This is a genomic window from Enterobacter sp. WCHEn045836 (assembly GCF_003965585.1).
In the GTDB taxonomy this organism is placed as follows: domain Bacteria; phylum Pseudomonadota; class Gammaproteobacteria; order Enterobacterales; family Enterobacteriaceae; genus Enterobacter; species Enterobacter dissolvens.
The window spans coordinates 395,212-417,886 of sequence record NZ_RXPT01000001.1 but is presented as its reverse complement, the minus strand read 5'-3'; the positions used below and the strand labels follow the sequence as shown (position 1 = coordinate 417,886).

General features: G+C 56.5%; 19 protein-coding genes. 8 read left to right on the top strand and 11 right to left on the bottom strand.

Annotated features, from left to right (window positions below; all coding sequences use genetic code 11):
- Positions 1-23: 23 nt before the first annotated feature.
- The gene (locus tag EKN38_RS01925) at positions 24-1,253 is read right to left on the bottom strand and encodes an MFS transporter (RefSeq protein ID WP_014832873.1); all 1,230 of its coding nucleotides are present in this window, start codon (positions 1,251-1,253) and stop codon (positions 24-26) included.
- Positions 1,254-1,350: 97 nt separating this feature from the next.
- On the opposite strand from EKN38_RS01925, the gene EKN38_RS01920 reads away from it, so the two are divergent.
- Entirely contained in the window at positions 1,351-2,241 is an 891-nt protein-coding gene (locus tag EKN38_RS01920; protein WP_014832872.1) for a LysR family transcriptional regulator, read from the top strand.
- Here the strand turns inward: EKN38_RS01920 and EKN38_RS01915 are convergent.
- Positions 2,238-2,408 (bottom strand): YfgG family protein, encoded by a 171-nt coding sequence (locus tag EKN38_RS01915; protein WP_028027964.1) that lies wholly within the window; start codon positions 2,406-2,408, stop codon positions 2,238-2,240. The two genes, EKN38_RS01920 and EKN38_RS01915, sit on opposite strands and share 4 nt — an antisense overlap.
- Before the next feature lie 370 nt (positions 2,409-2,778).
- On the opposite strand from EKN38_RS01915, the gene EKN38_RS01910 reads away from it, so the two are divergent.
- Positions 2,779-5,019: an EAL domain-containing protein gene (locus EKN38_RS01910; protein WP_014832870.1), complete on the top strand. Its 2,241-nt coding sequence runs from the start codon at positions 2,779-2,781 to the stop codon at positions 5,017-5,019.
- A 4-nt stretch (positions 5,020-5,023) separates the two neighbouring features.
- Here the strand turns inward: EKN38_RS01910 and ppx are convergent, their stop codons facing one another.
- The 4 genes from ppx to purM form a co-directional block, all read right to left on the bottom strand.
- Positions 5,024-6,562, bottom strand: coding sequence for an exopolyphosphatase (gene ppx / locus EKN38_RS01905; RefSeq protein WP_014832869.1), 1,539 nt, complete (start codon positions 6,560-6,562; stop codon positions 5,024-5,026).
- A 3-nt stretch (positions 6,563-6,565) separates the two neighbouring features.
- Positions 6,566-8,626: a polyphosphate kinase 1 gene (gene ppk1 / locus EKN38_RS01900; RefSeq protein WP_014832868.1), complete on the bottom strand. Its 2,061-nt coding sequence runs from the start codon at positions 8,624-8,626 to the stop codon at positions 6,566-6,568.
- A gap of 205 nt (positions 8,627-8,831) precedes the next feature.
- Positions 8,832-9,473: a phosphoribosylglycinamide formyltransferase gene (gene purN / locus EKN38_RS01895; RefSeq protein ID WP_014832867.1), complete on the bottom strand. Its 642-nt coding sequence runs from the start codon at positions 9,471-9,473 to the stop codon at positions 8,832-8,834.
- Positions 9,470-10,507: a phosphoribosylformylglycinamidine cyclo-ligase gene (purM, locus tag EKN38_RS01890; protein ID WP_014832866.1), complete on the bottom strand. Its 1,038-nt coding sequence runs from the start codon at positions 10,505-10,507 to the stop codon at positions 9,470-9,472. Before purM ends, purN begins: the two co-directional genes overlap by 4 nt.
- 248 nt (positions 10,508-10,755) lie before the next feature.
- Here purM and bglK point away from each other — a divergent pair, with 248 nt between their 5' ends.
- The 5 genes from bglK (at position 10,756) to EKN38_RS01865 (ending at position 16,115) form a co-directional block, all read left to right on the top strand.
- Positions 10,756-11,649 (top strand): beta-glucoside kinase BglK, encoded by an 894-nt coding sequence (gene bglK / locus EKN38_RS01885; RefSeq protein WP_043951793.1) that lies wholly within the window; start codon positions 10,756-10,758, stop codon positions 11,647-11,649.
- Positions 11,650-11,659: 10 nt separating this feature from the next.
- Entirely contained in the window at positions 11,660-13,090 is a 1,431-nt protein-coding gene (locus EKN38_RS01880; RefSeq protein ID WP_014832864.1) for a 6-phospho-beta-glucosidase, read from the top strand.
- 226 nt (positions 13,091-13,316) lie between these two features.
- Positions 13,317-13,943 carry a uracil phosphoribosyltransferase gene (gene upp, locus EKN38_RS01875; protein ID WP_003860560.1) on the top strand — a complete coding sequence of 209 codons (627 nt, stop codon included), beginning with the start codon at positions 13,317-13,319 and terminating at the stop codon, positions 13,941-13,943.
- A gap of 86 nt (positions 13,944-14,029) precedes the next feature.
- Complete coding sequence (uraA, locus tag EKN38_RS01870; RefSeq protein ID WP_013098238.1) at positions 14,030-15,319, top strand: uracil permease; 1,290 nt, start codon at positions 14,030-14,032, stop codon at positions 15,317-15,319.
- Positions 15,320-15,413: 94 nt separating this feature from the next.
- A complete protein-coding gene (locus tag EKN38_RS01865; protein ID WP_211944493.1) occupies positions 15,414-16,115 on the top strand; it encodes a DnaA inactivator Hda in 702 nt (233 codons plus the stop codon).
- A 33-nt stretch (positions 16,116-16,148) separates the two neighbouring features.
- Here the strand turns inward: EKN38_RS01865 and EKN38_RS01860 are convergent, their stop codons facing one another.
- Genes EKN38_RS01860 through celB form a run of 3 tightly spaced genes read right to left on the bottom strand, consistent with a single transcriptional unit; the run spans position 16,149 to position 19,849 of the window.
- Positions 16,149-17,570: a leucyl aminopeptidase family protein gene (locus EKN38_RS01860; RefSeq protein WP_014832863.1), complete on the bottom strand. Its 1,422-nt coding sequence runs from the start codon at positions 17,568-17,570 to the stop codon at positions 16,149-16,151.
- A gap of 2 nt (positions 17,571-17,572) precedes the next feature.
- On the bottom strand, positions 17,573-18,526 hold the full coding sequence (locus EKN38_RS01855) for a N(4)-(beta-N-acetylglucosaminyl)-L-asparaginase (protein WP_013098235.1): 954 nt from the start codon (positions 18,524-18,526) through the stop codon (positions 17,573-17,575).
- 3 nt (positions 18,527-18,529) lie between these two features.
- Positions 18,530-19,849 (bottom strand): PTS cellobiose transporter subunit IIC, encoded by a 1,320-nt coding sequence (gene celB, locus EKN38_RS01850; RefSeq protein WP_014832862.1) that lies wholly within the window; start codon positions 19,847-19,849, stop codon positions 18,530-18,532.
- A gap of 147 nt (positions 19,850-19,996) precedes the next feature.
- Between celB and EKN38_RS01845 the strand changes: the two genes are divergently transcribed.
- Positions 19,997-20,821 (top strand): hypothetical protein, encoded by an 825-nt coding sequence (locus EKN38_RS01845; RefSeq protein WP_014832861.1) that lies wholly within the window; start codon positions 19,997-19,999, stop codon positions 20,819-20,821.
- Here the strand turns inward: EKN38_RS01845 and arsC are convergent.
- Positions 20,818-21,174, bottom strand: coding sequence for an arsenate reductase (glutaredoxin) (gene arsC, locus EKN38_RS01840; protein ID WP_014832860.1), 357 nt, complete (start codon positions 21,172-21,174; stop codon positions 20,818-20,820). The genes EKN38_RS01845 and arsC overlap by 4 nt on opposite strands.
- 14 nt (positions 21,175-21,188) lie before the next feature.
- Positions 21,189-22,652, bottom strand: a complete 1,464-nt coding sequence (gene bepA, locus EKN38_RS01835; RefSeq protein ID WP_014832859.1) for a beta-barrel assembly-enhancing protease — start codon at positions 22,650-22,652, stop codon at positions 21,189-21,191.
- Positions 22,653-22,675 lie beyond the last annotated feature (23 nt).

Below are 22,675 nucleotides of genomic sequence, written 5' to 3'. Positions count from 1 at the left end.
ATAACGAACACAGAAGACCATTTTTATGTATCAGAGATGTTTGCTGCGGGCGGCTTTTTGTACCGGCTTGTCTGCGGGGCGTTCTCGATACAGTGTGATACATTCTGCGTGCCCGAACGGCGCACAATGGCGATCGCCAGCCCGGCAATTACAAGCGTTAACCCGGTAGAAACCCACATAGCACCCGCGATCCCCAGCGTTTTGTTAAGCCATGCGTATGCAAACGGCGACGCTGCTGCCATCAGTTGTGCGGGGATCAGAAGCAAACCAGTGCGCCGGGCATAGCTTTCAGCGCTGAACAGCGCCAGCGGTAGCGTGGCTTTGACGATTGTCACCAGCCCGTTGATGGCGCCATAGCCCAGCACAAATCCGGCAGCACACCAGGCATACAGGGTACTGCTTAGCCCAAGAAGAAAGCAGAGCGGCATCGCGAGGGCGGTAAAGCGCGTAAGGGAGAGTGGGGTTGAGCGGGCTCCCGCCATGACCTCGATTGCGCGCGCCCCCGTCTGGCCGAGTCCCCACAGCATGCCGAGGGCGATCGGCAGGCCGACGCTGGCGATAAACGCCGGCAGGTGGGTGGATGTGCCGTTAGAGACGAACGTAATGAGGGCGATAAACGTTGCGTAAAGCCAGCCGTTATGCCGTTCACCGGCCGGGATGGGGGCACTTACGCTGCGGGTAATCGCCAGACGCTGTTGGGGGAGGGTTCGAATGCATACCGCGCTCAGCAGTCCAAAAAGAGCGTAAATTTGCAGCGCATGCTGCCAGCTCATCACCTTCAACAGCGTGTCTCCCAGCGGCCAAAAAACAGCAGACGCCAGCCCACCTGCCAGCGTAATGCGTGAGATCGTTTTTCGCGCCTGCTGTCCATACAGGTTTACCAGCGCGGCGAATAGCGCATCGTAGAGCGACAGGCGCATCCCGATACCGGTCACCAGCCAGGCGCTGTACCAGCCGAAAAGGGTTTGGGTGTATGCCATCCCCGCGCAGCTTACGGCGATCAGCAGCGTTCCACTCATCACCACGTTTTGCCCGCCAAAGCGTGCCAGCAGACGGGCGACAAAAGGGGAGACGGCGGCCATCACCAGCATCGCCAGCGTCAGGCCGAGATAGAGCTGGGGCGATGTCCATCCCCTGTCGGCGATAATGGCGAGGGCAAAAGTGCCGGGCATATAAAAAGAGATCCCCCAGTTGATAAGTTGATTACATCCGGCGGTGAGGGCGAGGCGGCGGGGAAGTGCAGGTGTTTCCATGAGTTTTCATTCCGTTATTCAGTTGTCCTGAGCATAACGGGCGCGGTATTGTGCTGGCAGTGCCGTATCTTTATGACCCGTATAAGAGAAACTTTGCATGACGACGCTCAATCTGGGACATCTTGCGACCTTCCGTCTGGTGATCCAGCGCGGCAGTTTTTCGGCTGCAGCGGATCTGCTCGGTATTTCCCAGCCCGCCGTTAGTCTGCAAATACGTCAGCTGGAACAGTTTCTGCAAGCGCGGCTGGTAGAACGAACCGGGCGCGGCATCAAGGCTACACCTGCCGGACAGGCTCTGCTGCTCCACGAAGAGCGTATTCAGCAGGCGGTAGATGAAGCGGTTCGTTCCGTGAGTGAGTTCAGCCACGACGTGAGCGGCACCGTGACGCTTGGCACTGGCGCAACGGCCTGTATCCATCTTTTACCGCCGTTGTTGCAGCAGTTACGCAGCGACTACCCGCTCCTGAAAGTGGGGGTAACCACGGGCAACACCCTCGACATTGTCAGGGCGATAGAAGAAAACCGTCTCGATTTGGGGCTGGTGACCCTGCCGGTCAGTGGTAAAAGTCTGGACGTCATGACGGTGATGGACGAAGAGTTTGTTTTTATTGCCTCGCTTATGCAGCAGGAGCGATTTTCGCGTTTAACCCCTGAGGCGTTGCACCTTCAGCCGCTGATTGCCTTTGAATCCGGCAGTGGCACCCGCGCGCTGATAGATGGCTGGTTTGCGGCATGTGGGTTAGCGATTGCGCCGGTGATGCAGCTTGGCAGCATTGAGGCCATTAAACGGATGGTTCGCGCGGGGTTGGGTTATAGCATTGTACCGCGAATGGCGGTTGAACATGCCGCTGACCGCGAAGGGCTAAGCGTCATGTCGCTTGAACCCGTATTGCAGCGGCAGCTGGCTGTTGTGATGCGTCAGGATAAGATCCTCAGCAAAGGGATCGCGGCCATTATTCGGATAATACAAAACCCACCGGCGGATTAGCGATCGGCAGTATCGACGTTCAGGCTGGTTTGCTGCGACTGGAGTTTGTCCTGATGGTGATACCAGGCACCAATGGAGGAATAAACGAAGCGGCCAAAGAAAAACAGGAAGCTGATTAGCAGTATGATGCGGGTCATTCGAGTGTTAAATCGATGTCGTTTTCGCATACGTGTGGCCTGACTCACTGTGTTTTTCCTGGACATACCCTTTTGGGCGACGCGGATATTAAGGCACAGCGGGAAGGGTGGGTCAATTCTGCGATGTGTAAATAACCGTCAACATATACATTAACCGATGTTATTAAAAATAATAATTGCATTTACGATATTGATAACACGAAGAAAATTAACCGGAAAAAAACAGAAGAAAGGAAATTTTGAATTAAATAGTTTGATTTAAGTCAACGGATTCCGCGCAGTGGTATTTAAAATCCCTCCTCCATACTGCTTGCCCCGTGTGTTAGCGGGCAGCACGTACGTCAGGTCGGATGCCTGTCTTCATTTTCCCTCAGGAGAAAGAGGGGTTAACCGGGCATCTATGAACACTATTGCTTTCCTGAAACAGAATAAAGACCGCTGGTGGGCGTTGCCGCTTATTTTACCGGTGGTGTTGCTCCCCGTGCTGAGCGCGGCCAATACCCTGACGCAACTGGGTGATGGTATTGTGGCTCTTTATTATCTGCCGCTGTTTTTCCTGCTCACGTTAATGCTGTTTTTCGGCGCCGCCGCCATTCCCGGAATGGTGTTATCGCTGTTTCTTCGCTACTACGCGTCAGTTGGGCTGTTTGAAACCATCACCGCGGTTTTCCATTTTATCATTCCTTTAGTGCTGAGCTGGGGCGGTTATCGCGTCTTTGCTCCCAGACGTAATATGACGGCTTACGGGGATGTGCGACTGATGGCGCAGCGCATTTTCTGGCAAGTCTTTTGCCCTGCCACGCTGTTTCTGGTGCTGTTTCAGTTTGCGGTATATCTTGGCGTGTACGAGAGTCGCCAGAGCCTGGCGGGACTCAATCCCCTTAATATTCGCACCCTGGTTAACTATCAGGCGCTGCTGGTGAGTGGGCTGACGGGCGTACCGCTGAGCTACCTGCTGATCCGGCTGATTCGCCATCCGCGTTATTTCCGGGCACTGATTTCTCAGATCCGCGCCCAGATAGACAAAAAGGTGACGGTCACTGAGTTTCTGCTCTGGTTTCTCGTCCTTGGCGGGCTGCTGTTACTGCTGCTGATGCCGATGAATGAAAATAGCTCTATTTTCACCACCAACTACACCCTGTCGCTCCTGATGCCGGTGATGCTCTGGGGGGCAATGCGCTTTGGTTACAGGCTGACGTCGCTTATCTGGACGCCGGTACTGCTGGTGTCTATTCACTATTATTACCGCTATATTCCTGTGAACCAGGGATATGACATTCAACTGGCGATCACCTCTTCCAGCTATCTGGTCTTCTCGTTTGTGGTGATTTATATGTCGATGCTGGCGACTCGCCAGCGCGCCGTGAATAAGCGCGCCAGCAGACTGGCGCTTCTTGACCCGGTCGTACATATGCCCAACCTGCGGGCGTTGTCGCGGGAACTGGCTAAAAAACCGTGGTCAGCGCTCTGTTTACTGCGCATTCCTGAACTGGAGGTGCTGGGGCGAAACTACGGTGTGTTACTGCGTATTTTATACAAGCAGCAGCTGGCGCAATGGATTAACGGTACGCTCCAGCCCAACGAGCGCGTCTATCACCTGACCGGCTGTGACCTGGCCGTACGGCTGAACGCGGAATCACACCAGCAGCGCATTGATACGCTTGACGAGCACATTAAACAGTTCCGCTTTGTCTGGGATGGCATGCCGCTGCAGCCGCAGGTGGGGGTAAGTTACTGCTACGTGCGTTCACCGGTGAATCATCTCTATCTGGTGTTAGGAGAGCTGGGGGAGATTGCCGATCTGTCGCTCTCCACTAACCATCCGGAAAATCTTCAGCAGCGTGGTGCAGTCCATCTGCAGCGCAGCCTGAAGGATAAAGTCGCGATGATGAGCCGCCTGCAAAAGACGCTCGACAACAACGAATTCACCCTGCTGGCGCAGCCCGTTCGCGGCCTGCGTGGCGATCGCTATCATGAAGTGCTGCTGCGGATGCCGGATGCGGACGGCGCGTTACTTACTCCCGATCGGTTCCTGCCCGTCGCTCAGGAGTTTGGCCTGTCGTCGCGGGTCGATTTGTGGGTGCTGGAGCGCACGCTACGCTTCCTGGCCGAACACCGTGACAGGCTGCCCGGCCAGCGCTTTGCCATTAATCTTGCCCCCTCAACCGTCTGTCGCGTGCAGTTCCCGCTGGAGGTGAGTCGACTCCTGACCACCTACGCCGTGGAGCCGTGGCAGTTGATCTTTGAGGTGACCGAGTGCAGCACCTTCGGCAGCGCGGAGCAGGCGATGCAGACCCTGAGGCAGCTACAAAAAATGGGCGTACGCATTGCGATTGATGATTTTGGTACCGGCTATGCGAGCTATGCGCGGCTGAAAAGCGTGGATGCGGACATCCTCAAGATTGACGGCAGCTTTATTCGCAATATCGTCAGCAACAGCCTGGATTACCAGATTGTGGCCTCTATTTGCCATTTAGCGCGAATGAAAAAGATGCTGGTGGTTGCGGAATATGTGGAAACTGAAGAGATACGTAGCGCGGTGCACGCGCTTGGCATCGATTATGTGCAGGGCTATCTGATAGGTCGGCCGGTGGCACTCGAATCACTGCTGGAGGCAGAGGCGTCCGTAGCGGACGCCTGAGCCGTTACGCCGCGACGTCGGCGCTCTCTTCTTCGATTTTGAGCAGCCAGCCGGTGACCGCTTCCCAGTACTGCTGCTCTTTTTCCAGATCCAGCAGAACCAGCGCATTTTGGCTAAACCAGTCGTGCGGGAAGCTCAGCGTCCAGTGATGGTCATCCGTTTTGAGTTTCAGCGTGGGCGGCGTGGTGGTGGCCTGACGCTGGTTATTCAGCAGCACGCCCAGACGCAGCAGCTGGATCAGCGGCAGGAACTGCTTTTTCTTGAACAGCGTGAAGCGCGGCAGATCGTCGAGCTTAATGGCTTTGCGGTGATAGCGCACCAGTGTGGCCATCATGGTTTGCTGCTCCTGGTTGAAGCCCGGCAAATCGCTGTTTTGCAGAATATAGGCGGAATGGCGGTGCATGCCGCTGTGGTTGATGTTCAGCCCCACTTCGTGCAGCATCGCGGCCCATTTCAGCAGGGCGGCAAGCTGCGGATGAGCAAGCTTCGGATTTTGCTCCTGCCACTGATCGTACATCTGTACGGTCGTTTCCAGCACCCGCTTCGCCTGCTCACGGTCGATGTTGTACTGGTTTGCCAGGCTTTGCGCGGTGCGGCTGCGAATATCCTGATGGCGGAAGCGACCTTCCATCTCATACAGTACGCCTTCACGCAGCGCACCGTCAGAGAGACGCAGCTCCTTGATGGCCAGCGCATCAAATACGCCGCACAGGATAGCCAGCCCCGGTACAAACACCGCTTTTCGCTCGTCGGAAAGACCCGGCAGGCTTAAGGCGTCGAAACTTTTATGTTTCAGCACCTCTTCAGTCAGCAACGTCAGGCGCTCGGGGGTGATAAAACCGTCTTTTTCACCCATCGCCAGCAGCACTTCATGGGCCGCTTTGATGGTCCCCGACGCCCCCAGCGCGACGTTCCAGCCCTGGATCCGGTACTGCCAGGCCAGATTTTCCAGCTTTTGAACGGCGGCCATGCGCGCCCGCTGGAAGTTTTCCCGGGAGATCGCGCCGCCCGGGAAATACATCTGCGCAAAACTGACGCAGCCCATACGGCGGCTCTCCACCAGACGCGGTTCAAAGTCTTCGCCAATGACCAGCTCTGTGGAGCCGCCGCCGATATCAATCACCAGCTTGCGGCCTTTTTCCGGCTGCGTGTGCTCAACGCCCATAAAAATCAGACGCGCCTCTTCGTTACCGGAGATGATCTCAATGGGGTAGGGGATCACTTTTTCCGCACGCTTGAGGAATTCAGGGGCATTCAGCGCCTGGCGCAGGGTATGCGTGCCCACAATGCAGACGCTGGAAGGCGAGAAGCCCTGCAGGCGTTCAGCAAACAGCGACAGGCAGTTTAAGCCGCGCTCCATCGCCTCTTCGCTGAGCATGCTGCGTTCATCAAGACCATCTGCCAGGTGTACGCGCTGCTTCAGACGACCGATGATCTGCAGCGCGCCATCCACCTCACGGGCGATGACCATGTGGAAACTGTTAGAACCAAGATCGACCGCGGCGAATTCCTGAGGTCGTGGGGTCTTATCATTTATCGGCATAGGTTAATCGGGTTGCTCGAGTGATTTGATATAGTCGTAAATCGCCAGTTGTGACCGCACTTTGCGGCGGTTGCCGCGCGGTACATAGCGGTTACTGAGTTCTTTGTCGATATAGCGTGCTTTCACCGTGTCGCTGAACAGAATCTCGATAATGTCGAGGATCTGCTGTTTCAGACGCGGATCCAGCAGCGGCGCCGCGACTTCAATTCGGTAGTCAATATTGCGTGTCATCCAGTCCGCAGAAGAGAGATAGACCTGTTTATCTCCCGCATTATCGAAAATATAGACGCGATCGTGCTCAAGGTAGCGGTCAACAATGCTGATGACGCGAATATTGTCGCTGATGCCTTCCAGTTCAGGGATCAGGGAACACATGCCGCGGATCAGCAGATTGACCGGAACGCCAGAGCTGGACGCGGCATACAGTCTGTCCACCAGTCCTTTGTCGACCAGATTGTTGAGCTTCAGCGTGATGCCGGAGGACAACCCTTTCTGGGCGTTGGCGATCTCTTTGTCGATCATATCGTACAGCAGGCGGCGCGAGTTCTGCGGTGACACCAGCAGATAATCGAAGCTCACCGGGCGGTACGGGTTCTCAATAAAGTTGAACACCCGGCGCACCTCGTTGGTGATGCGCGCGTCGGCGGTCAGCAGCGAGTAGTCGGTATAAATTCGTGCGGTTTTCTCGTTAAAGTTCCCGGTACCGATGTGGGCATAGCGCACCACGTCGTCACCCTCTTTACGGGAGATCAGGAACAGCTTGGCGTGAATTTTCAGGCCAGGCGCAGAGAAGATGACGTGCACGCCCGCTTCGGTCAGGCGGCGCGCCCAGTGAATGTTGGCCTCTTCGTCGAAACGTGCCTGCAGCTCAACCACCACGGTCACTTTTTTGCCGTTGTGCGCGGCGTGGATCATCGCGTCGATGATGCGGGAGTCTTTGGCCACGCGGTAGATATTGATTTTGATTGCCAGCACGCTCGGGTCAAAGGAGGCCTGACGCAGCAGCTCCAGCACGTGTTCAAACGTGTGGTACGGATAGTAGAGCAGGACGTCGCGTTCGCGGATGGCGTCGAAACCGTTACGGAACTTATCGAACCACAGGTGGCGCAGGCGCGGCAGCGGTTTGTTCACCAGATTGGCTTTGCCGACGTTCGGGAAGCCAATAAAGTCTTTAAAGTTATGGTAACGACCGCCCGGCACGATGGAGTCATAGCGCGAGATAGTCAGCTTGTCGCGCAGCATTTCCACCATCGCGTCTGGCATATCACGCTGATAGACAAAGCGCACCGGTTCGGCCGTCAGACGCTGCTTGAGGCTGGAGGACATCAGCTCCATCAGGCTGGCTTCCATCTCATGCACCAGGTCATATTCGGCGTCACGGGTCATCTTCATCGAATAGGCGTTCAACGCATCGTAATCGAAGAAGCCTTTGAAGATATCGTCCAGGCAGTAACGCAGGATGTTATCCAGCAGGATCATCGGCTTGCGTCTGCGCGGGGTTTCCGGCGGCAGGTTCACAAAGCGTGGCACCTTGTCGGACGGGATCTCCAGCAGCGCGTAACGGATGGATTCACCGCGAATAATTTCCACCGCCAGGTAGGTGTAGTCATCTTTCAGGAACTGCACCAGATCGGTTTCGCGGTTGATCAGAATAGGGGTGATGTGCTGACGCAGATACTGTTTAAAGTAGTGGCGCAGCCAGTTTTGTTGGTTAACGGAGAGCTGACGTTCGTTAATCAGGAAGATTTGATTGCGTGCCATCTCCAGCAGCAACTCGTTATACAGGCCGTCAAATTCCTGATCGGCTTTCAACACGCGGGACTGAATTTTGCCTAACAGATGGCGCGAGTGAGAGTTTAAGCCCTGCTCTTCGCTGATGATGATCCGCCGTTTCAGTTCGGCAAAGCGAACCTTGTAGAACTCATCAAGGTTGTTGGAATAAATGCCCAAAAAGCGCATGCGCTCGATAAGCGGGTTGCTTTTGTCTGCCGCTTCCTGGAGTACGCGTTCGTTGAATGCTAACCAGCTTAGCTCTTTCTCGATATATAACTTTTCCTGACCCATTACAGCTCACACTCCAGTTCAATCACAGGACGTGGTAAATCCGTCTCGTCCTTATTATGGCGAGCATTTCCACGATATGTCCAACAGTGCCAGAAAAGTATGACAGTTATTTTTTTTGTTGAGGATTTTAGAGGGTTGGAGAAGAGGCGTGTCTGAGACTGAGGTGAGGAAGTCGGGTAAACGCAGCGCCACCCGACATCACACACTACTCTTCGGCCGCATAACCCTGCGGTGGAAGCTGCACGCCGTCCAGCCAGGCGGCACCGTCGCGCATCGCCAGACGCCCGTCGACAAACCAGCTGACCACCAGCGGATAAATGGCATGTTCCTGGCTCTGCACGCGTTCGGTGACATCGTCTTCGGTGTCGCCGTCAAAGACCGGGACTTTCGCCTGCAGGATCACCGGTCCGCCGTCCAGCTCATCGGTCACGAAATGCACCGAAGTCCCGTGCTCCTCATCGCCGTTTTCCAGCACCTGACGATGGGTGTGCAGGCCGGGATATTTTGGCAGAAGCGAAGGGTGGATATTCAGCAGACGCCCGGCGTAGTGCCCGACAAACGCCGGGCTCAGGATGCGCATATAGCCCGCCAGCACCACAACGTCCGGCGCGTAGGCATCAATCTCCTGAACCAGCTCGCGGTCAAAGGCTTCACGGCCGGCGAACTGGCTGGCTTCCAGCGCGTGCGCGGGAATGTTTGCTTCCCGGGCGCGCTCGAGGCCGAACGCGTCGGCCTTGTTGCTGAATACTGCCCGAATGGTGCCATTGATTTTCTTCTGTTTGCAGGCGTCAATGATGGCCTGCAAATTGCTTCCGTTGCCGGAAATGAGCACCACGATGTTTTTCATTCAATGACCACACGCTGTTCGGAATCGGAAGCTTTGATAATACCGATTTTCCACGCGTTTTCACCTTTGTCCGTCAGCAGCTTAACGGCTTTATCCGCTTCGCTCGCGGGCAGGGCGATCACCATACCCACGCCACAGTTAAAGGTGCGGTACATTTCGTGAGAACTCACGTTGCCCGCGGTTTGCAGCCAGTTAAAGACCGCTGGCCACTGCCAGGACGATTCGTCGATTACCGCCTGGGTGTTGTCCGGCAGTACGCGCGGAATGTTTTCCCAGAAGCCGCCACCGGTCAGGTGGGCAATGGCGTGAACGTCAACGCTCTCAATCAGCTCCAGCACGTTTTTCACGTAGATGCGGGTCGGTGCCAGCAGATGGTCAGCCAGAGGTTTACCTTCAAGCTCAGTGGTTTGTGGGTCGCAACCGCTTACTTCGAGGATTTTACGCACCAGCGAGTAGCCGTTAGAGTGCGGGCCGCTGGAGGCCAGCGCAATCAGCACATCACCATCAGCCACTTTACTGCCGTCGATAATTTCTGATTTTTCTACCACACCCACGCAGAAGCCTGCGACGTCATAATCTTCGCCGTGATACATGCCAGGCATTTCCGCGGTTTCACCGCCAACCAGTGCGCAGCCAGACTGCAGACAGCCTTCGGCGATACCGTTGATCACGCTGGCTGCGGTATCCACGTCCAGTTTGCCGGTCGCGTAGTAGTCGAGGAAGAACAGCGGCTCAGCGCCTTGTACCACCAGGTCGTTTACACACATCGCGACCAGATCGATACCGATCGTGTCGTGACGTTTTAAATCCATCGCCAGGCGCAGTTTTGTGCCTACACCGTCAGTACCCGAGACCAGAACAGGTTCACGATATTTTTGCGGCAGCGCGCACAGTGCGCCGAAGCCACCCAGACCACCCATTACTTCCGGGCGGCGGGTTTTTTTCACCACACCTTTGATTCGGTCAACCAGCGCATTACCTGCGTCAATATCAACACCGGCATCTTTGTAGCTGAGAGAAGTTTTGTTGGTCACGGCTCAAGTCCCCACGCGATTGCATAGCTAGTAAGAAAAATCGGCGCAATTCTAACAGTCCAGGCAAACGTTTGCGAGCCTATTCTCGGCGCGAGGATCTTTTTTTCTGTGACACCTCAGGTGGCGCGCAAACTTGACTCCGTTCACGAAAATGAAACCGGTTTCGGCGATCTGCTTGCAAGCGGTTTAGCGAATGAACATCATGAAACTGAAACCGGTTTCAGTTTCATTCAGGAGGGATGAACGTCATGAACATCGCCGCATTTGATATCGGTGGCACCGCGTTAAAAATGGGTATTGTGACAGCGCAGGGCGAGCTGCTGCAGACGGATAAGGCCGCCATTAAGAACAGCGATGGCGACGCTATCCTGTCGCAGATGCTGAACTGGGTGGCGGCGCATCCCGGGCTTGAGGGGATCGCCATCAGCGCGCCGGGGTATGTCAATCCGCATACCGGGTTTATTGCGATGGGCGGGGCCATTCGCCGCTTCGACCAGTTCGCGATGAAAGGCTGGCTGGAGACGCAGACGGGTTTACCGGTCACCGTGGAGAATGACGCCAACTGCGTGCTGCTGGCGGAACGCTGGCAGGGCAAGGCAACAGAGATGGACAACTTTCTGGTGCTAACCATCGGCACCGGGATCGGCGGGGCGATTTTCTGCAACGGCAGGCTGGTTCACGGGGCGCGTTTTCGCGCCGGAGAGTTCGGCTACATGCTCACGGAAAGGGCTGACTCACGGCGCGTGGCCCGCCACTCCATGAATGAAAACTGCACATTACGCACGCTTCGCAAGCGCTATGCCGACTTTCACGGTCTGACGCTTGAGGACGTTACAGGTGAAGCCATTTTTGATGGTTATGACGCAGGCGACGCGGTGTGTCGCCGCCTGGTTGATGATTTTCTTAACGGCATTGCGACAGGGCTCTACAACCTGGCGAATGTGTTCGATCCGCAGACCATTTTGATTGGCGGCGGTATCGCGGAGCGGCCCGGATTTATGGATCTGCTTCGCACTCATCTTGCGTGGTTTGGCATAGCGGACATCGCCGATGTCGTCAGCCACGGCAACCGGGCCGGTCTTGTCGGTGCGGTTTACCACTTCAGACAGCAGTATCCGTCAGCAATCAGCAACATCGAATGAGGGAAAGAGTATGTCAGGATTTAAAGCAGGTTTTCTGTGGGGCGGCGCGGTGGCCGCCCACCAGCTGGAAGGTGGCTGGAAAGAGGGCGGTAAAGGGGTGAGCGTCGCCGATGTCATGACCGCTGGCGCCCACGGTGTACCGCGTGAGATCACCAACGGCGTGCTGCCAGGGAAAAACTACCCTAACCACGAAGCCATCGATTTTTACCATCGCTATAAGGAAGACATCAAACTCTTTGCGGAGATGGGGTTCAAATGCTTCCGTACCTCCATTGCCTGGACGCGTATTTTCCCGAAAGGGGACGAGCTGGAGCCGAACGAAGCGGGCCTTCAATTCTACGATGACCTGTTCGATGAGTGCCTCAAATACGGCATCGAACCGGTTATCACCCTGTCGCATTTTGAGATGCCGTATCATCTGGTCACCGAGTACGGCGGCTGGCGCAACCGTAAGCTGATCGACTTCTTTGTCCGCTTTGCCAAAGCGGTCTTCCAGCGCTATCAGCATAAAGTGAAGTACTGGATGACCTTTAACGAGATCAACAACCAGGCTAACTTCCACGAAGATTTTGCGCCGTTTACCAACTCCGGGCTGAAATATGCGCCGGGTGAAGACCGTGAGCCGGTGATGTTCCAGGCCGCGCACTACGAGCTGGTGGCCAGCGCGCTGGCGGTGAAAGCCGGGCGCGAGATTAATCCTTCCCTGCAGATCGGCTGCATGATTGCCATGTGCCCCATTTATCCGCTGACCTGTGCGCCTGACGACATCATGATGGCGATGAACGCGATGCATCGTCGCTACTGGTTCACCGACGTTCACGTGCGCGGCAAGTATCCGCAGCATCTGCTTAACTACTTTGCGCGTCGTGGTTTCACGCTGGACATTACCGAAGAAGACAAAGCGGCGCTGACGCAGGGCTGCGTGGATTACATCGGCTTTAGCTATTATATGTCCTTCGCCACCAAAGCGACGGCGGACAACCCGGAACTGGATTACGATGAAAGCAAGAGTCTGGTCTCCAACCCGTACGTGCAGAAATCTGACTGGGGGTGGCAGATTGACCCGGTTGGCCTGCGCTACTCCCTGAACTGGTTCTGGGATCACTACCAGCTGCCGCTGTTCATCGTTGAGAACGGCTTCGGCGCGATTGACGTGCAGGAGAGCGACGGCACGGTGAACGACCAGTACCGCATTGATTATCTCTCGGCACACATCCGCGAGATGAAGAAAGCGGTGGTGGAAGATGGCGTGGATCTGATGGGATACACCCCGTGGGGCTGTATCGATCTCGTTTCTGCCGGCACCGGCGAAATGAAAAAACGCTACGGGTTTATCTTTGTTGATAAAGATAATGAAGGGAACGGCACGCTTAACCGCAGCAAGAAAAAGTCATTTGACTGGTATAAGCAGGTGATTGCGAGCAACGGCGATAACCTGTAATTGTCGGGTGGCGCTTACGCTTACCCGACCTACACTACACGTAGGCCCGCGTAAGCGCAGCGCCACCGGGCAGAACCCCGCACTCAAGCCGGAGTCTCGCCTCCGGTTTTTTGTCTCTAAATCACTTTGCTTGATATACGTCAAGCAAGATGGGTATGGCCTAATCCGAAAAAAGCGGTATAATCCCGCGATTTTTTTGCGGATGCCACCTCAGAGGAGAAAGAGAATGAAGATTGTGGAAGTGAAACACCCACTCGTTAAACACAAGTTGGGCCTGATGCGTGAGCATGACATCAGCACGAAGCGTTTTCGCGAACTGGCATCTGAAGTCGGCAGCCTGCTGACCTACGAAGCGACCTCTGACCTCGAAACGGAAAAAGTGACCATCGAGGGCTGGAACGGCCCGGTGCAGGTTGAGCAGATCAAAGGTAAGAAAATTACCGTGGTGCCGATCCTGCGTGCCGGTCTCGGCATGATGGAAGGCGTGCTGGAACACGTACCGAGCGCGCGCATCAGCGTGGTGGGGATCTACCGTAATGAAGAGACCCTGGAGCCGGTTCCGTACTTCCAGAAGCTGGTGTCTAACATCGACGAGCGTATGGCGCTGGTGGTTGACCCGATGCTGGCGACCGGCGGCTCAATGATTGCCACCATCGACCTGCTGAAAAAAGCAGGCTGCAGCAGCATCAAAGTGCTGGTGCTGGTAGCGGCACCGGAAGGGATCGCGGCGCTGGAAAAAGCACACCCGGATGTGGAGCTGTACACCGCGTCTGTCGACCAGGGGCTGAACGAGCACGGGTACATTATCCCGGGGCTGGGTGATGCCGGCGATAAGATCTTTGGTACGAAATAATCGAATAACGATAAATAAGCCGACTTTGAGAGTCGGCTTTTTTTTGAATAAAACACACATAACTAACCATCTCAGAGGAAAACACTATGACGCGCCGTGCTATCGGGGTGAGTGAAAGACCGCCGCTTTTACAGACTATCCCGCTTAGTTTGCAGCACCTGTTCGCTATGTTTGGCGCAACCGTGCTGGTGCCAATCCTGTTTCACATTAACCCGGCTACCGTGCTGTTGTTCAATGGTATCGGGACGCTGCTGTACCTCTTTATCTGTAAAGGCAAAATCCCGGCGTATCTGGGGTCGAGCTTTGCTTTTATCTCGCCGGTCTTGCTACTGCTACCCCTGGGGTATGAAGTGGCGCTGGGCGGCTTTATCATGTGCGGCGTGCTGTTCTGCCTGGTCTCTTTCATTGTGAAGAAGGCCGGTACCGGCTGGCTGGACGTGATGTTCCCACCGGCGGCGATGGGGGCCATCGTTGCCGTCATCGGTCTGGAGCTGGCAGGCGTGGCGGCGAATATGGCTGGTCTGCTGCCTGCTGATGGGCAGTCGCCGGACTCCAAAACCATCATCATCTCACTGGTGACGCTGGGCGTGACGGTATTTGGCTCCGTGCTGTTCCGCGGTTTTATGGCGATTATCCCGATCCTGATCGGCGTGCTGGCGGGTTATGCACTCTCCTTCGTGATGGGCGTTGTCGATACCACCCCAATCGCTCAGGCGCACTGGTTTGCCCTGCCAACCTTCTATACGCCACGCTTTGAATGGTTTGCAATCTTCACTATTCTGCCTGCCGCGCTGGTGGTTATCGCTGAACACGTTGGCCACCTTGTGGTGACGGCGAACATCGTCAAACGTGACCTGATCCGCGACCCGGGTCTGCACCGTTCGATGTTTGCAAACGGCTTCTCGACGATCATCTCCGGTTTCTTTGGCTCAACGCCAAACACCACTTACGGTGAGAATATTGGCGTCATGGCGATCACCCGCGTTTACAGTACCTGGGTTATCGGCGGCGCGGCCATCATCGCAATCCTGCTCTCCTGCGTGGGTAAACTGGCGGCAGCGATCCAGATCATCCCGGTTCCGGTGATGGGCGGCGTGTCTCTGCTGCTGTACGGCGTAATTGGCGCATCCGGTATTCGCGTGCTGATTGAGTCCAAAGTGGACTACAGCAAAGCGCAGAACCTGATCCTGACTTCCGTTATCCTGATCATCGGCGTGAGCGGCGCGAAGGTTCACATCGGCGCGGCCGAGCTGAAAGGCATGGCGCTGGCGACCATCGTTGGTGTGGGCCTGAGCCTGATTTTCAAGCTGATTTCCGTGATCCGTCCGGAAGAGGTGGTACTGGACGCCGACGAAAGCGAAAAAGCGTCACACTGATCGTAAAGCCGGGTGAGGGATCGCCCGGTTCTCTCCTGGCAGGTTCCGTGCTAAACTCCGTTCCGATTTTATGTAAGATCTGGTTGAGGTACTTCTGAACGGACCGGCACAGCTCTCTCTGCCACTCTATCTCCCTGACGACGAAACTTTCGCGAGTTTCTGGCCGGGTGATAACCCCTCTTTACTGGCTGCACTCCAGAATGTGCTGCGCCAGGATCACAGCGGATACATCTATATCTGGTCACGCGAAGGCGCGGGGCGCAGTCACCTGTTGCATGCCGCCTGTGCGGAGCTTTCTGCGCGGGGGGATGCGGTAGGCTATGTACCGCTGGATAAACGTACCTGGTTTGTGCCTGACGTGCTGGAGGGAATGGAACATCTCTCCCTGGTCTGCATCGATAATATCGAATGCGTGGCGGGGGATGAGCCATGGGAAATGGCGATCTTTAACCTCTATAACCGTATCCTGGAATCGGGCAAAACCCGGCTGCTGATCACCGGCGATCGTCCGCCGCGCCAGCTTAATCTGGGGCTGCCGGATCTTGCTTCCCGTCTCGACTGGGGGCAAATTTACAAGCTGCAGCCGCTGTCAGATGAAGACAAACTCCAGGCGTTGCAGTTGCGCGCCAGACTGCGCGGATTTGAACTGCCGGAAGACGTGGGGCGTTTCCTGCTCAAGCGTCTGGATCGGGAGATGCGCACGCTGTTTGACACGCTCGATCAGCTCGATCGCGCCTCCATTACTGCCCAGCGTAAGCTCACCATTCCGTTTGTGAAAGATATTCTGAAGCTTTGAGGTTGTTTGCCCGGTGGCGCAGCCGCCACCCGGCTAGAGATCTCCCATCAAGTGCTCCACCAGCAGCGGAATCGGCCTCCCTGAGGCCACGCTTCTGCCACCCTCACGCCACAGCGCTGTACCGCTAATGTCCAGATGCGCCCACGGGATTGTCGGCGGGCAGAAGTGATGCAGCAGCCACGCTGCCGAGGCGCTGATTGCCGCATTGTTGGGCGGCGTATTGCAGAGATCGGCGATGGCGCTGTCAGTCTGCTTTTTCAGCCGCGCATTCAGCGGCAGGGACCATACTTCATCTCCACTCTGTTTTCCTGCCTGCGTCAGCGCCTGGCGCAGCGGTTCATCCTGGGTCATCAACCCGCTCAGTTCATATCCCAGCGCTTTGACCACCGCACCCGTCAGCGTTGCCATATCGATAATATAGCGCGCCTGCGGATGGCGCTGGCTGGCCCAGGCGATAGCGTCTGCCAGCACCAGCCGGCCTTCTGCATCGGTATTGTTGATTTCAACCGTGGTGCCGTTGCAGGCTCTGGCTACCGTGCCAGGCTGCATGGCGTCCGGGCCGATGGCGTTTTCTGCCAGCGCCAGCACGCCCATGAGGCGCACGGGGAGCGCCAGCTCTGCAACGGTCAGCATCAGCCCCAGCACATTCGCCGCGCCGCACATGTCATATTTCATGGTGTACATGCCCGCGCCGTCTTTGAGCCACAGGCCGCCGGTATCGAAGGTAATGCCTTTACCTACATAGCAGCGCACCGGGCCGTCAGAAACACCGTCATAGTGAATAGCCAGCAGTCGTGGCGGGCAGGAGGCGCCTTTGCCAACGGCGTGAAGCAGCCCCAGACCCTGTTCAACGATCTGCTTGTCATCCAGCACGTCACAGCGCAGGGCAGGGAAAGCCGCGCACAGCGTCTGCGCCTCCTGCACCATAAACTGCGGCGTGCAGCGGTCGGAGGGGATATCGGCCAGACGGCGTGCGGCGACCATTCCACGGCTAATGGCGAGCTGCTGGCGGAAGATAACGTCCAGCCGCGCCTGCTGTTCTGGCAGGCAGAGGGCGGTAACGTGCTCAACGCGCAAAGTGACATCGTCCGCTTTCTTCAGCAGCAGATCGCTAAGCCTGTGCGACTGATTAAAAAGAAAACGCAGGAGCTGTTGCAGCACAACGTCGTCAATGTGGGTGACATCCAGCACTACGTCGGTGCTGACGGGCGTCGCCAGCAGCGGGCGGAGGGCGGTGAGTAATCCTTCAGTCAGCCCGTCATGCCAGAGTGCATCCGGCACCAGGGTGATGCGTGCAAAGGGCGCACAGCCAAATCGGGTGTCGGCAACGGCGTCCTGTCCGCGCATTTCCGCAATCAGCGGAGTGTCCGGCAGCAGCGGGCACGCGCTGCGGGCGATGAGATGGCTGTGTGGAGTTGCCTCTGAAAGGTCCGTTATTAGCTGATACGTCATCATTATTACTCCTCAATCGGGGCGCGGATCCGTGCGGCATAGGCCTGCATCCATTCATCATCCACCGCCTGATAGTGCGTTTTTTCCCGCAGGCGTTCGGCGCGAAACACGGTCAGCGGCTGGCGCGCGGTCGCCACCACAAACGAGAATGTTTTGATGTTGGTGGCGGCGCCAAATTCACCTTTGTTATTCATGCATACCACGGAGAGATCGCCCGCGCGGCCAAAACGCGACATCAGCTTGTCTTCCAGCTCGAACACCACGGAATCTGCCGCCTGCTGCGGAGACATCCCCTGCGCCATGCGGCGAACAATTTCGTAGCTGGTGCAGCCTTTCATCAGATCTTCGCCCACGCCCGTGGCGGTGGCGGCGCCAGTTTCACTGTCGCAGTAGAAGCCGGAGCCGATGATCGGTGAATCGCCAAGGCGGCCGCGCTTTTTCATAAACAGGCCGCTGGTGGAGGTGGCCACGCTCATGGATCCCTGTTTGTCGAGACCGATAATCCCGACGGTGTCATGACCATCGTAGGGGCTTAAGCCTTTATCCAGCGTCTCCCGGCAGCGCTTGCGGTAGTGCTGCATGGCCCGGTCGGTGAGCATCGTTTTGTCGGCAAAACCCTGGCTCAATGCCCACTCCCGCGCGCCCTGGCCGACCAGCAGGCTGTTATAGCGCTGGCGGCTTAACGCCTGCGCCACGCGCACCGGGTTGGCGATATCCACCAGATTTCCCACGGCGCCAAAGGCCAGCGTGTCGCCATCCATGTAGGCGGCGTCCAGTTCCACCTCGCCATTTTCGGTTGGTAGCCCGCCGTAGCCGACCGATTTATAGAACGGAAAGTCCTCGACGGCGGCAACGGCATCCACGACCGCGGCAGCCACCGGTTTCCCTGCTGCCAGCGCAGAGGCCGACTCGGTGACGCCTTCAAGCGCCATTCGCCAGGTGGCGATAATTCCCCACATGCTTTACTCCTGTTTTGCAAGGGTGGTGTCGGTTTGCGTCACGGTGGCAATCTCCGCGGCGCGGTACTGTTTATCCACGATACGCATGAATGGCAGATACAGCATGGCGCCAATCAGCAGGTTGATAAGCTGCATGATGCTGCCGCTGAGATGCCCGGTGACGATAAAACCGCTGATAACAGGCGGCAGCGTCCAGGGGATAAACACCCCGGTGGTGACGGCGACCGCACCAATTTTCATTGCCACGTACTGCACGGTGACCAGCACCAGCGGCACCAGATTGAACGGAATGAGCATGATCGGGTTCATGATCACCGGCAGGCCGAACAGAATCGGCTCGTTGATGTTAAACACCGAGGCTCCCGCGCCCAGGCGTGCCACTTCGCGCATGTTTTTACTGCGGGCGAAAATCAGCATCGCAATCACCAGCGACAGCGTGGCCCCTGCGCCGCCCATCCAGATCATGTCAAAAAACTGTTCGGTAATAATGTGCGGCGGCGTGGCGCCGGCCTGAATGGCGGCGATGTTATCGGTCTGGTTCTCCATCCACAGCGGGCGAATAATGCCGTTGATCATCGAACCGGAGTTAATGCCCACAGACCACAGAATGGTGATGCTGAATACGGTCATCAGCGCGCCAAAATAGGAGGTACCGTAGTGGCGAACCGGGGTTGCCACCACCTCGTAAATAAACTGGTGGATGGTGTTGTAATGGGTGTTTTCAAATCCAATGCGGATAACCAGCACCAGGATCATCACCAGCAGGGCAGGGATCAGCGCCGCGAACGACTCCTGCACCGCAGGCGGTACGCCATCCGGCATTCTGATAACCAGTTTTTTGCGCTTCAGCCAGCAGAACAGCTCCGTCCACAGCAGAGAACCAATCATCGCCACAAACAGACCCTTACTGCCAATCCACTCTACCGGCATGACGGTGATGCCGCCATTTTCTGCCACTTTGATAAAAGGAGTCAGGATCAGAAAGGCGACCAGTGCCAGAATGCCGCAGGAGATACGGTCTTCGCCATAGTGTTCAGCCAGGCGGTAGGCGACCAGGAAGCTGATAAACAACGACATGGTCGAGAACACCGCGTTGAACGGGATTTCGATAATCGCACTCCAGCTTTCCCCAAACGCCTGAGACATAAACTGCTGATAGGTTTGATTGGGGAAGGAGGAGATCACCAGCAGGATGGAGCCAACGATGATAAACGGCATGAATGAAACGTAGGCACCGCGAATGGCACCAAGATGACGCTGCTGGGCCGTTTTGGCCGCCAGCGGCATCAGTTTTGCTTCAAGAAATCCCAGAACATTGTTCATTGTGAACTCCGTACAAGATTGAGAGGTGTTGTTTGTGTTATCTGTGGGGATTATCAGTGAAGCGTGGCGAGCGAAAGGTGAAATCGGTCACAAAGCAATCGCTGGTGTATTATAAATCTCATAAGATTAGTTCTGGAGTTTGTTGCGATGGAAATCAAACTGCACGCCAATGCGACCACGACGCCGCGCATCCGCCGCTATCTTCAACAGTCGGATAAGAGCGACAGAGAGCTGGCCGTCGAGCTGGGCATTTCAGTCACTACCGTCAGACGCTGGCGTAATCGAGACCAGGTGTCGGATAACCATACGACGCCGAAAGTGATACACAAAGCGATGAGACAAGAGCAGATTGCGCTGGTGAATGCCCTGCGTGATATCCTGGGGGCACCGCTGGATGAACTGCTGTTGATGGTCAACGACGTACTCGGAATCGCCGTATCCCGCGCTACCCTGAACCGCTATCTCAAACCGGCCGCAGCTAAGCAAAAAGGGGCACCCTTGCAGGGGAAAAAGGCGCTTAAAGCGGGTATTACGCCCCATACGCTGGAACTGCACCATTTGCCGTTGTCGCTGCACATGGACGACGGCGGGGAGCAGCATCTGCTGTGGGCGCGAGAGCCGGTGAGCGGCTGGTGCTATGCCCGGCTTTACGCCGGGCTGTCGACTCAACGACTGAATACCTGGACGCAGGAGGTGCTGGCGGCATGTCCGGCTGCTATACAATCTATTGAGACTTTTGGTTTTGAGGCGACGCTGGCTGTTAACGACATTACGGTGAAGGCACATCAACGTACCTGCAGTGCACTTCAGGTGATGGTGCCCTTACGCGATATTATTCCGCGAGTGAATGTTGAACCGCCGGGTGTATTATTGATGACCTTGTGCGAGTTTTACAACCGGGGTAAAGCGCAGAAAAAGCTGGGGGAAAGTACGCCGCAGGCCTTTCTGGAAGGGCTGCGGCGCGAGGTTTAAAGAATGTCGAGCACCTCTTCCGGTGGGCGTCCAATGCGCGCCTTGCCGTTTGCCACCACAATCGGGCGTTCAATCAGCTTCGGATTATCAACCATCGCCTGCACGAGCTCAGCTTCAGTGAGACGCGTGTCGTCCAGGTTAAGTGACTTATAGAGATCCTCTTTCTGGCGCATCAACTCCCGTGCACTTCTCATGCCCAGCATATGCAGGAGCTGGCGGATCGTCTGCGCGTCAGGCGGTGTCTCCAGATACAGCACCACCTCCGGCTCTACGCCGTTGGATTTCAGCAGGCTGAGGGTGTCGCGGCTCTTGGAGCAGCGAGGGTTATGGTAGATTTTTACCGCGTCAGTCATCTTTTCTTCCTTTTTTACATCTTTTCGTACGGCTTGAAGCGCTGCTGTAGTGCGCGCAGCTGATCGATACGCGCATCGTAACGGGCCTGTTGCAGGCTGCCTAGTTTGACCTGCGAACTGGCGCTGCTGAGCATCGAAATGGCCTGATCCAGACGCCCTACCAGGGCAAAACCTTCGGCGCGTGCCGCCAGCTCCTGATCGCGGTTGCCCAGCTGGGCTTCTGCCTGTGCGAGCAGATCCCAGCCGTTTTGATCGTCTTTATTGTCGAAGGTGTAGCGGTTCAGAATGGTGGCCGCTTCACCCGGCTGGCCGCCCTGCAGATAAGCGTTTGCCAGGTTAAGCTGCAGCACCGGGTTGGTCCGCACCTCTTTGGCACCTTTCAGGCGGTTAATCGCATCGGCAGGTCTCTTCTGCCCCAGATCGATATCGGTCGACAGATCGAGATACCACGGGTTATTCGGGTCGGCGGCCAGCAGCGGTTGCAGGGCTTTGCGCGCCTCGTCGTATTTGCTGGCTTCCATCGCCTGCAGCGCACGGCCGTATTGCGCCGCGTTCTTCTCGCGCACGTTGCCTTTTGCCAGGGCATCCAGCAGGTCGCTGGTGAGCTGGTTACGCCCGGAATTGTACATGCCCAGCGTTCTCACTTTCGCCATGTAGAAATCCTGTGAGGATTGCACCACCACCGGACGCATCTGATTGGCACGGTTACGCGCATCCGACAGGCGGCTTTCCGGTAACGGGTGTGTGAGCAGGATTTCGGGTGGACGTGACGAGTAGCGTGCCTGATCGAGCAGTTTTTCCAGGAAGCTTGGCATGGCCTGCGGGTCAAAGCCCGAGCGCTGCAGTACCTGGATGCCAATGCGGTCCGCTTCCTGTTCGTTTTGCTGGGTAAAACTGATCATCCCCTGGCGCGTGCCTGCCAGCGTGCCGGTTAATGCAGCCATCCCGGCCTGCGGGCTGGCCATCGCCAGCAGAATAGAGCCCAGCGCCCCCACCCAGGTCAGGGGCGCGTTGCGTTTCTGGTCTTCCATCGCACGGGCCAGATGGCGCTGGGTCACGTGGGAAATTTCGTGCGCCATCACTGACGCCAGCTGGCTTTCGTTATCGGAGTAACGGAATAACGCCGAATGCAGCACCACGTTACCGCCAAAGAAGGCGAAGGCGTTGATTTCGTCGTTATTGATTAAATAGAAGTGGAAGGGGGTTTTTACCGAGTTGGCGTGCGAGACCAGGCGCATCCCCAGACCATTAATGTACTGCACCAGCAATGGGTCATTGATCAGCGGAGCACTGCCGCGCAGCTGGCGAACGTAGTAATCACCCATCTGCATCTCCTGACCAATGGAGAGCGTGCTTCCTGCTGTGGTGCCCATGTCCGGCAATGAATCGGACGAGTCAGCGAAAGCTGGCAACACCTGACCGACCGTTACGGCGGCAATCAGTGTCGCGACCACTGTTTTTTTCAACTGCCTGAACATAACCACTGTCCTGTATTTTGGAT

What these genes read in the sequence shown, in the direction of transcription:
- upp (WP_003860560.1), top strand. Translation starts at nt 13,317, where the DNA reads ATGAAGATTGTGGAAGTGAAACACCCACTCGTTAAACACAAGTTGGGC.
- EKN38_RS01925 (WP_014832873.1), bottom strand. Translation starts at nt 1,253, where the DNA reads ATGGAAACACCTGCACTTCCCCGCCGCCTCGCCCTCACCGCCGGATGT.
- EKN38_RS01915 (WP_028027964.1), bottom strand. Translation starts at nt 2,408, where the DNA reads ATGCGAAAACGACATCGATTTAACACTCGAATGACCCGCATCATACTG.
- EKN38_RS01920 (WP_014832872.1), top strand. Translation starts at nt 1,351, where the DNA reads ATGACGACGCTCAATCTGGGACATCTTGCGACCTTCCGTCTGGTGATC.
- EKN38_RS01880 (WP_014832864.1), top strand. Translation starts at nt 11,660, where the DNA reads ATGTCAGGATTTAAAGCAGGTTTTCTGTGGGGCGGCGCGGTGGCCGCC.
- ppk1 (WP_014832868.1), bottom strand. Translation starts at nt 8,626, where the DNA reads ATGGGTCAGGAAAAGTTATATATCGAGAAAGAGCTAAGCTGGTTAGCA.
- uraA (WP_013098238.1), top strand. Translation starts at nt 14,030, where the DNA reads ATGACGCGCCGTGCTATCGGGGTGAGTGAAAGACCGCCGCTTTTACAG.
- celB (WP_014832862.1), bottom strand. Translation starts at nt 19,849, where the DNA reads ATGAACAATGTTCTGGGATTTCTTGAAGCAAAACTGATGCCGCTGGCG.
- EKN38_RS01910 (WP_014832870.1), top strand. Translation starts at nt 2,779, where the DNA reads ATGAACACTATTGCTTTCCTGAAACAGAATAAAGACCGCTGGTGGGCG.
- ppx (WP_014832869.1), bottom strand. Translation starts at nt 6,562, where the DNA reads ATGCCGATAAATGATAAGACCCCACGACCTCAGGAATTCGCCGCGGTC.
- bglK (WP_043951793.1), top strand. Translation starts at nt 10,756, where the DNA reads ATGAACATCGCCGCATTTGATATCGGTGGCACCGCGTTAAAAATGGGT.
- EKN38_RS01860 (WP_014832863.1), bottom strand. Translation starts at nt 17,570, where the DNA reads ATGATGACGTATCAGCTAATAACGGACCTTTCAGAGGCAACTCCACAC.
- arsC (WP_014832860.1), bottom strand. Translation starts at nt 21,174, where the DNA reads ATGACTGACGCGGTAAAAATCTACCATAACCCTCGCTGCTCCAAGAGC.
- EKN38_RS01845 (WP_014832861.1), top strand. Translation starts at nt 19,997, where the DNA reads ATGGAAATCAAACTGCACGCCAATGCGACCACGACGCCGCGCATCCGC.
- purN (WP_014832867.1), bottom strand. Translation starts at nt 9,473, where the DNA reads ATGAAAAACATCGTGGTGCTCATTTCCGGCAACGGAAGCAATTTGCAG.
- EKN38_RS01855 (WP_013098235.1), bottom strand. Translation starts at nt 18,526, where the DNA reads ATGTGGGGAATTATCGCCACCTGGCGAATGGCGCTTGAAGGCGTCACC.
- bepA (WP_014832859.1), bottom strand. Translation starts at nt 22,652, where the DNA reads ATGTTCAGGCAGTTGAAAAAAACAGTGGTCGCGACACTGATTGCCGCC.